General features: G+C 75.3%; 1 protein-coding gene. It reads left to right on the top strand.

Annotation, left to right across the window (positions count from 1 at the left end; all coding sequences use genetic code 11):
* Nucleotides 1–891 (top strand): Mrp/NBP35 family ATP-binding protein (locus tag E2C05_RS31995; RefSeq protein WP_240046997.1); only part of this gene is annotated, 891 nt, incomplete at its 5' end.
* Nucleotides 892–1066: the final 175 nt, after the last annotated feature.

The following is a 1066-nucleotide window of genomic DNA, read 5'->3' as shown; positions in this document are numbered from 1 at the left end:
ACCGGCCGCGCCGGGCCGCCGCCGGCCGCCGCCGGGCATGCGCATGGCCACGCGCCGGCGCCCGGGCCACGCGCCCCGGCCGGCCAGGGCCCGATGCTGCTGCCGGACGTGGAAAAGATCGTCGCCGTCGCCAGCGGCAAGGGCGGCGTCGGCAAGTCCACCACCGCGGTGAACCTGGCCGTCGCGCTGGCGGCGCAGGGCCTCGCGGTCGGGCTGCTGGACGCCGACATCTACGGCCCGTCGCTGCCGCAGATGCTGGGCGCGCGGGAGAAGCCGCGGACCGAGGGCCAGCAGATCATTCCGCTGCAGCGCTGGGGCCTGAAGGCGATGTCCATCGGCTTCCTGGTCGATGAGGAGACGCCGATGATCTGGCGCGGCCCGATGGTGATGGGCGCGCTGGAACAGCTGATGGGCCAGGTCGCCTGGGGAAAGCTGGACGTGATGGTGGTGGACATGCCGCCCGGCACCGGCGACGCGCAGCTGACCATGTCGCAGCGCGTGCCGCTGGCCGGCGCGGTCATCGTCTCCACGCCGCAGGATGTCGCGCTGCTCGATGCCCGGCGCGGGGTGAAGATGTTCGAGCGGGTGAATGTCCCCGTCCTCGGCCTGATCGAGAACATGAGCTACTTCTGCTGCCCGAACTGCAACCACCGCAGCGACGTCTTCGGCCATGGCGGGGCGCGGGCGGAGGCGGCACGGACCGGCGTGGAGTTCCTCGGCGAGCTGCCGCTGACGCTGGCGATCCGCGAGCTGGCGGATGCCGGCACGCCGATCGTCGCGGCGCGGCCCGAGACCGAGGAGGCGCAGGCCTATCAGCGGATCGCCGCGCGGCTCTGGGCCAAGCTGCAGGGGGCCGCGGCGCCGGCGGGCCCACGGATCGTGGTGGAATGACCCGGGCGCGATGACCGGGGCGGCGTGACCGCACGGGCGGTGTCCCGGGCCGGCCGGCGCGGTGCGGCCCGGGCGGTGCGGCACGCCCGGTCGCCGGCCGCGACGGTTATCGGCCGCGACGCTCGAGCGGCCCCGAGGGCAGCGGCCGGGCCGGCGGCGACATGATCCCCGGGCC

Origin of the sequence: Paracraurococcus ruber (assembly GCF_004353985.1) — a bacterium.
In the GTDB taxonomy this organism is placed as follows: Bacteria; Pseudomonadota; Alphaproteobacteria; order Acetobacterales; family Acetobacteraceae; genus Paracraurococcus; species Paracraurococcus ruber.
This window is presented reverse-complemented; position numbering and strand designations above follow the sequence as displayed.